This window comes from uncultured Phyllobacterium sp., assembly GCF_902479695.1.
Lineage (GTDB): Bacteria > Pseudomonadota > Alphaproteobacteria > Rhizobiales > Rhizobiaceae > Phyllobacterium > Phyllobacterium calauticae.
Window position 1 is genome coordinate 59,954 of the sequence record NZ_CABSQF010000025.1, and the last position, 8,100, is coordinate 68,053.

The 8,100-nt window shown below is 63.1% G+C and carries 7 protein-coding genes; 4 read left to right on the plus strand and 3 right to left on the minus strand.

Features of this window, described 5'->3' with window-relative positions:
- The first annotated feature begins 59 nt into the window (after positions 1-59).
- The 4 genes from RDL77_RS15895 to RDL77_RS15910 are packed head-to-tail and all read left to right on the plus strand — an operon-like array spanning position 60 to position 4,355.
- Positions 60-932: a dimethylarginine dimethylaminohydrolase family protein gene (locus RDL77_RS15895; protein WP_223615074.1), complete on the plus strand. Its 873-nt coding sequence runs from the start codon at positions 60-62 to the stop codon at positions 930-932.
- Positions 929-1,585, plus strand: coding sequence for a TetR family transcriptional regulator C-terminal domain-containing protein (locus RDL77_RS15900; RefSeq protein ID WP_223615075.1), 657 nt, complete (start codon positions 929-931; stop codon positions 1,583-1,585). The genes RDL77_RS15895 and RDL77_RS15900 overlap by 4 nt, the downstream gene beginning before the upstream one ends.
- Positions 1,585-2,772 (plus strand): pyridoxal phosphate-dependent aminotransferase, encoded by a 1,188-nt coding sequence (locus RDL77_RS15905; RefSeq protein WP_223615219.1) that lies wholly within the window; start codon positions 1,585-1,587, stop codon positions 2,770-2,772. Before RDL77_RS15900 ends, RDL77_RS15905 begins: the two co-directional genes overlap by 1 nt.
- Complete coding sequence (locus RDL77_RS15910; RefSeq protein ID WP_288193691.1) at positions 2,769-4,355, plus strand: 5-guanidino-2-oxopentanoate decarboxylase; 1,587 nt, start codon at positions 2,769-2,771, stop codon at positions 4,353-4,355. The genes RDL77_RS15905 and RDL77_RS15910 overlap by 4 nt, the downstream gene beginning before the upstream one ends.
- Positions 4,356-4,386: 31 nt before the next feature.
- On the opposite strand, the gene RDL77_RS15915 is transcribed toward RDL77_RS15910, so the two are convergent.
- The 3 genes from RDL77_RS15915 to RDL77_RS15925 all read right to left on the minus strand — a co-directional run.
- A complete protein-coding gene (locus RDL77_RS15915; RefSeq protein ID WP_288193692.1) occupies positions 4,387-5,811 on the minus strand; it encodes an aldehyde dehydrogenase family protein in 1,425 nt (474 codons plus the stop codon).
- A gap of 117 nt (positions 5,812-5,928) precedes the next feature.
- The gene (locus tag RDL77_RS15920) at positions 5,929-6,864 is read right to left on the minus strand and encodes a dimethylarginine dimethylaminohydrolase family protein (protein WP_288193693.1); all 936 of its coding nucleotides are present in this window, start codon (positions 6,862-6,864) and stop codon (positions 5,929-5,931) included.
- On the minus strand, positions 6,861-8,100 hold a 1,240-nt coding region (locus RDL77_RS15925), incomplete at its 5' end, for an amidohydrolase (protein ID WP_288193694.1). The genes RDL77_RS15920 and RDL77_RS15925, both read right to left, overlap by 4 nt.

Here is an 8,100-nt window from a genome sequence, read left to right on the forward strand (position 1 = left end):
CTCTAATTATGCAAGCGTATAAATACTCCCAGATGCAATTTTTACGAGAGAGCAGTCGCATGAGCGCATTCGGTTCCCAGTCCATGGCCCTTCCCCTGAAACGCGTCATCATGCGCATGCCTGACCGCGTCATGGCGGGCGCCGAACGCGACGTCTGGCATTACGGTCCGCAGTTCGATCCGCGCCGCGCGTCCGAACAGCACCGCGTCTTTGCCGGTCTCGTGGCCCAGTCGGGCGCCGACATCACCTGGATCAAGGACGGCAATGACGGATTGTCGGATTCCGTGTTCACCCACGATCCCTCCCTCGTCACCGACAAGGGTGCGATCCTGCTGCGCATGGGCAAATCCCTGCGCCTCGACGAGACGGACCTGCACCATGAAACCTACAGCCAGATGGATGTGCCGGTGCTCGGCCGCATCGTCGCGCCGGGCACCGTCGAAGGCGGTGACTGCGTCTGGGTCGACAGCAAGACGCTCGCCATCGGCCGCGGCGTGCGCACCAATCAGGCCGGTATCGAGCAGATGGCCGCCATCCTCGAGCCGCTTGGCGTCACCGTCCTCGGGTTCGACCTGCCGCTGTGGCAGGGCGAAGAAGCCTGCCTGCATCTGATGTCGATCATTTCGCCGCTGGCCGAAGACCTGGCGCTGGTGCACCTGCCGCTGCTGCCCGCAGCCTTCTACCAGCTTTTGAAGGAGCGTGGCATCCGCCTGATCGCCGCGCCGGAAGACGAATTTGCCGCCAGCAACGGCCTCAACCTCAACGTGCTGCCGACGGCGCCGTATGAAGTCATCGCCGTGGCGGGTTTCGAAAAGACCAAGGCCGCCATGGAAGCCGCCGGCTGCACCGTCACGACCTTCGAGGCGGATGCGCTGTGCATTGCCTGCGAGGGCGGCCCGACCTGCCTCACCCGTCCGGTTTTCCGGCAATGAACGCACAATCGGCCACACGCAAAACCTTTCGCCGTGAAGGCGAGGACAAGCGCCGCGAGGATCTGATCGCCGCGACGCTTGAATGTGTGGCCGAGCGCGGTCTTGCCGGTGCGACCGTGCGCGAAATCGCCCAGCGGGCCGATGTAACCGCCGGGCTGATCCGCTATTATTTCCCGACCAAGGATGACCTGATCGGCGCCGCTTACCGCGCCGTGATGAACCGCATGACCGTGCAGGCCAGCGATGCCTTGCAGAATGCCGCTGACGATCCGCGTTCGCGCCTGCAGGCGTTCGTTACCGCCAATCTCGGCGAACCGATCATGGACCCGCACAACCTCTCGCTGTGGGCGGGTTTCATCGCGCTCGTGCATGCCGACCCGGCCATGGCCGCAGCCCACCGCGACGGCTATCTCGGCTTTCGCGACGAGCTGGAAATCCTGATCCGCGAGGCGCTGCGCGCCGCCGGCAAACCGGCGGAACCGAACCATACCCGCCGCCACGCCATCGCCATCAACGCCATCATCGACGGATTATGGCTGGAAGGCTGTCTTGCCGGCGATATTTTCGACGATGGGGAATTGGCGGAAACCGGGGTTGCCGCTATTGAAGCCGTACTGGGAATTTCATTACAAGCTGAAGGAGGCGCCCAATGATGCGCTATGCGTCTGTGACCGACCGTCTGGCCGGACTGGGATCGGATAAATGGGCCGTGCATATCCGTGCGCGCGAAATGAAGCGCGCCGGTCATGAGATCATTGAGCTCACCATCGGCGAACCGGATATTCCCACCCCCACCGACATGCTGGATGTGGCCGAACACGCCATGCGCTCCGGCCGCACCGGCTATTCCAACGGTCGGGGCGAACCCGGCGTTCTCGCGGCGCTTTCGGCAAAGTACACCGCACGCACCGGCCGGGCCATCGGTCCGGAGCATATCCTGTGCTTTCCCGGTACGCAGACCGCGCTGTCGCTCGTCATGCTCGGCCTTGCCGAGGAAGGCGACGAGATCATCACCGGCGATCCGCTCTATGCCACCTATGACGGCGTCGTCCGCGCCACCGGCGCAACGCGCGTGTCCGTTCCCCTGCGGCCGGAAAACGGTTTCCGCATGCAGGCCGCCGATCTGGAAAAGGCGATCACGCCGAAATCCCGCGTCCTCCTCCTCAACACCCCGCACAACCCGACCGGAGCGGTGCTGAGCGCCAAGGAAGTGGCCGAGATCGGTGAAGTCTGCCGCAGACACAATCTGTGGATCGTCTCCGACGAGGTCTACGAACTGCTGATCTTTGACGGCAGTTTTGCCTCGCCGCTCGACCAGCCGGAACTCGCCGACCGGACGATAGCGGTTGCTTCCATTTCCAAATCCCATGCCGCGCCGGGTTTCCGCAGCGGCTGGTGCGTCGGTCCGGCGGAGTTCACGCAGAAACTGCTGCCGTTGTCCGAATCCATGCTGTTCGGCGTCCAGCCCTTCATCGCCGACATGACCGCCTATGCCCTCGGCCAGCCATCGGCCGCCGCTGCCACGATGCGCGAGAGCTATTTCCGCCGCGCCCAGCTGATCTCCAAGCGGCTCGACGGCATTGCCGGCATCGGCGCCGACGTGCCGCAGGCGGGCATGTTCATTCTCGCCGACATCCGCGCCACCGGATTGAGCGGCAATGATTTCGCCATGCGTCTTCTCGAAGAGGAACACGTGGCCGTCATGCCCGGCGAATCCTTCGGCGACAACCTCGCCGGTTACCTGCGTCTCAGCCTCAGCGTCGCCGATGACAAGATCGATGCCGCCTGCGCCGGGATCGTCCGCCTCGCAACCCGCCTCCAGCAACGGAAATCCGCATGACCACGGTCGGTGAAGCCCTCGTCCATCTGCTTGAATCCTACGATGTCGATACCGTCTTCGGCATTCCCGGTGTCCACACCATCGAACTCTATCGCGGCCTTGCCGCATCGACGATACGCCACATCACGCCGCGCCACGAACAGGGCGCGGGCTTCATGGCCGACGGCTATGCGCGGGCGACCGGCAAGCCCGGCGTCGCCTTCGTCATCACCGGCCCCGGCATCACCAACACGATCACCGCGATGGGACAGGCGCGCGCCGATTCCATTCCCATGCTGGTGATCTCGGGCGTCAACCAGCGGGAGTCGCTCGGCAAGGGCATGGGTTTCCTGCATGAACTGCCCAATCAGCGCGCCATGCTGCAGACGGTTGCAATGTTCTCGCATCGCATTGAAAAAGCGGACGAATTACCCATCGTGCTCGCCCGCGCTTTTGCGCTGTTCGCCTCGCGGCGTCCAGGACCCGTGCATATCGAGATACCGCTCGACGTGATGGCGCAGCCGCTGGATGGTGCGAGCCGCCAGTTGTCCGATGCGCCGATCCCGCAGGCGTCGGCCGAAACCATGGCGGAACTCACCCGCCAGTGCCTTGCGGCGGAACGTCCGGTCATTCTCATCGGCGGCGGCGCCAAGGGCGCTGCGGCGGAACTCAGGGATTTGGCGGAAAAGCTGGATGCGCCCGTGGTGGCAACCACCAATGCGCGCGGCATCCTGCACAATCACCCGCTGCTGATCCCGGCCAGCGCCAGCCTCACCGCCGTGCGCACCCTTCTTGCGGAAAGCGATCTTGTCCTCGCCATCGGCACGGAAATGGGACCGACCGATTATGACATGTATGGCGATGGCGGTTTTCCCGAGTTGAAACGCCTTGTGCGCATCGACATCGATGCCGGACAGCTCGACCGACGTCCCGCCTTCATGCCCATCGAGGCTTCGGCCAGGGAAACCGTCGAAGCGCTCGCCGCTACCTTGCCCGCGCGGCGCAACACGAAGTCCGGCGAAGACCGCGCCCTGGCAACACGCGATGCAGCGTGGGCCGAGATCGGTCCGCGCACGCAAAGCCATGTGCGCTTTCTGAATACGCTGCGCGACACGCTGCCGGGCTCGCTGATTGTCGGCGATTCCACGCAGGCCATCTATTCCGGCAATCTCTATTACGATCATGACCGCGTCGGCGGCTGGTTCAATGCGGCGACGGGCTTCGGAGCGCTCGGCTTCGGCCCGCCCGCCGCCATCGGTGCAGCCCTCGGCCAGCCCGAAACCTCGACGATCTGCATTGTCGGCGATGGCGGGTTTCAGTTCGTGCTGGGTGAACTCGGCGCCGCGGTCGACGAGAAAGTGCCTGTTATTTTCGTCGTCTGGAACAATCAGGGCTATCAGGAAATCGAGCGCGCCATGCGCGATGTCCACATCAATCCTGTGGGTGTGCGTCCCTCGGCACCCGATTACCTGAAAATCGCCGAGGCCTATGGCGTGGCTTCGCAGAAGCTGAACACATTGGAAGAGCTGCCCGCCGCATTGTTGAAAGCCAAGGCGAGCGGACAGGCCTATCTGATTGAAATCGATGAAACATTGATTGGTTGATGGCCTTCACGCCATCAACCATTTCTGTCCCTTACGGCCGGTGGATGGTCTTGACCTCGAGAAAGTCTTCCAGCCCGAATTTGCCACCCTCGCGGCCATTGCCTGACTGCTTGTAGCCGCCGAACGGGCTGCCATAGCGATGCGGGCCGCCATTGATATGCACCATGCCGGCTTTCAGCCTTGATGCCACGCGCTCCGCACGCTTGGCATCGCCCGTCTGCACATAGGCGGCAAGGCCGTAGGGCGTGTCATTGGCGATGGCGATGGCTTCTTCCTCCGTATCGAACGGAATGAGCGCGAGCACCGGCCCGAATACTTCTTCCCGCGCAATGCGCATATCGTTGCGCACATCGGCAAAAATGGTGGGGCGGACGAAATAGCCGGTCTCATAGCCCTCCGGCTTGCCCGCACCGCCGACCAGCACCCGTGCGCCCTCGGAAATTCCCGCTTCGATCAGGTTCTGCACCCGGCCATACTGGATATGGCTGACGAGCGGGCCGATGTGATCGCCCTCCTCCTGCGGATCACCGACCTGTGCCTGCCTGCCGGTGGCTTCGGCGATTTTCACCGCCTTGTCATAGACCGAGCGCTGTACCAGCATGCGCGTCGGCGCATCGCAGGACTGGCCGCTATTGTTGAAACATTCAAGCACGCTGCCCGCGACGCGATCTTCCAGATCGGCATCCTCGAACACGATGTTCGGCGACTTGCCGCCCAGTTCCAGCGTGACGCGCTTGACCGTTTCCGCCGCATCCTTGCTGACGGCGATACCGGCGCGGGTCGAGCCGGTGAACGACATCATGTCGACGTCTTTATGCTTGGACAGGGCCGCGCCCACCGTCGCGCCATCGCCATTGACGAGGTTGAACACGCCGGCGGGAAAGCCCGCTTCATCAATCATCTCGGCACAGAGCAGCGCATTGAGCGGCGTGAACTCGCTTGGCTTCAGCACGCAGGTGCTGCCGGTAGCCAGCACCGGGACGACCTTCAGCGCGATCTGGTTGATCGGCCAGTTCCACGGCGTGATCAGCCCGCACACGCCGATGGGCTCGCGCACCAGCAGATCGCCATTCGGCAGTTCCTCGCGCATGTGCAGGGCTTTCAGCGCATCGATAAAGCCCTGGAGATGGCCGACACCGACATCCGCCTGCTGCTGCGTGCTCATGGTGATCGGCGCGCCGAGTTCCAGTGTGATGGTCCGTGCCATCTCGTCGTAGCGGCGCTTGTAGATCGCAAGCAGCTTTTCCAGAAGCGCCAGCCGTTCTTCCACCGACGTCCGGCTGTAGGTCTGGAAGGCCGTTTTCGCCGCAGCCACGGCGCGGTCGATATCGGCTGCCGTGCCCATGGAGATGATGGCAACCGGCTTTTCCGTTGCCGGATTGATCACCTCGAGATCATTGGCCTTGAGAGGCGGCACCCACGCGCCATTGATGTAGAAATCCCGCTTGATGAGCATCGTCGCCTCCTTATGAATGCTGTTCGTCCCGGAAATGGTATGGGGCTTTTCATCCGGATACCAGACGCAAAAGCGACGGAAAGTTTATGTGGCGGAGGACTATTGGTATCACACCCCTCACTCCGCCGAGCGCAGCAGCGCCTGTGCCATGCAGTGAATGCCGCCGCCGGTTTTGGAAATCTCGCTCATATCCACCGCCGCCACCTCGAATCCGCGCGCGCGCAGCTTGTCGATCAGCGTCTTGCTCGACGACGGCGCGATGATCCGGTCCTTGCCCAGCGCCATGAAGTTGCAGCCGAGATTCATCGTGTCCTGAAACGGCACGTCGATGATCTCGTGACCCTTGGCTTTCAGCCAATCGACGATACCCGGCTCCGTGCAGGCGAGGCACACGGCGGTCAATTTCGGCGCAATCGGCACCACCATCAGGTCGATATGCACGTAATACTCGTCGATGAAGGCAAGGCGCGTCTCCCAGCCCTCCCGCCGGAACCATTCCTCAACCTGCCGCGCGCCCTCCTCCTGCGTGCGGGCGCCGCCGCAGCCGACGAGAACACAGCCCTCCTCGATCACGTTGAAATCGCCGCCCTCGAAGGTGCCTGCGGTCACCATGTCGTAGATCGGAATGCCAAGCTTTTCATAGGTGCGGATGGCGGCATAGTTTTCGCCGCGTCGCCACCAGTTGGCCATGGCGGTAATGATGGCGCCATAGGGCGTCATGACGCTGGAATCGCGGGAATAGACCTGCATCGGCAGTTCCGGTTCCGGTTCGTGCCAGTGGATCTTCACACCGAAATGCTCATAGGCGGCGACCAGTTCCTTGTGCTGGGCCTGTGCGGTCTGAATGTTGCACGGCGCCTCGCGCAGATGCTTGCGTGACAGCGAGCTTGTCGCCATGTGGCGCAGGAAGGCGGGCGAGCCCAAAAGTACATCGGTCAGCGGGTCGGTTTCATTGCGAAAGCCCCAGCCTTTCAGCGGCGCGGTGCCGCCATTCGGATTACGGCGCTTGAGTGTGAAAGCATCATTGTCAAAGCCCTGTTCATGGCGTGTCATTGGTCCGTCTCCTTGTCAGGGCGCGTGGGTATCCACCACTCCCGCCCGCGTGCAGTGGTCACATATTCCGGCCAGCGGAAATGAATCGGCGGCTCGTAGTCGCACAGCGGTGCGATCCACTTTGATCCGCCAATGCCGCCGCCGGTGCGCTGAATGAATTCATCCTTTGCCTTGCTCCTCGCCCCGCCATCCTCAAGCAGGCGCAGGGCCGTCAGCGCCACCGTCTTGGCGGCGGTCAGCACCATCGGATCGATCGTTGCAGGGATACCGCCGAGCGCATTCATCACCCAGCCCGGATAGGCAAAGCCTTTCGGTGCCTTCAATGCTGGACGCGCCACGTAGAACCGCACCGTCGGCGCATGCCATGTCATGTCGGTATAATCGTCGGAGGTGGAATTGATCTGCGACGGCGGCAGGTCGCGCCGCAGGATCGCTTCGGCTTCTACAGGCGCGATCAATGCCTCGCATTCATCGAGAAACGGGTCCTGCATCGCATCGATCCCGGCATTCACCTGAATCTCCCGTGCAACCGCCTTTGCCGCCTCGTTCCAGCGCGGTGCGCCGACAGCCTGCAGGGCATCCCACGTCACTTCGGCCATGGCATGGTTGGCAAGGCCGGGCCGCGACTTGCACACCCAGTGCCGCTCCACACGGCATCCGGTCATGGCGGCAGCGTGCTCCGCATTGCGGTCGAGCACGGCGGTGACGCGCTCGGCCATGACAATGTCCGGCACGCGCATCATGTACTGGATTTCGGCAAGCCCGGCGGGAAGATTGTCGGCGGTCGCCTGCCCCGCCGTCAGGATCGCCTCGCTGATCGACCAGCCGCCCTGATGCGGCAGCATGGAATCGCGCAGCGCCTTCGAGGCCATGTACATCATCATCAGCGCGTCGTTGGCGCCGGGTGCGCGCACCGCCGAGTGGGATTGCGGGATCGGCGCGCCGTCGCTGAGCCCCCAACCCTCCGGCTGGTCGCAGACAAAGCGGTAGATCATCGAATAGGCGGCACCGCAATGCGTCTCCCAGCGTACCGTATTGCACAGCGGCAGCATGTAGAACGGATGGAAAGAGATCATCCCGTCCAGCCCGTCATAATAGCCCTTGGCGGCATGGATGGGTTTCGAGCCCCGCACTTTTTCAGCGGGTTCGCCGGTGAAGCGCAGCGTGCCCGCAATGCCGTGCTTCTGCATGGCGGCCCTTGTTGCCAGCAGCCCGCCGAGACTGGAAATGCCGAGC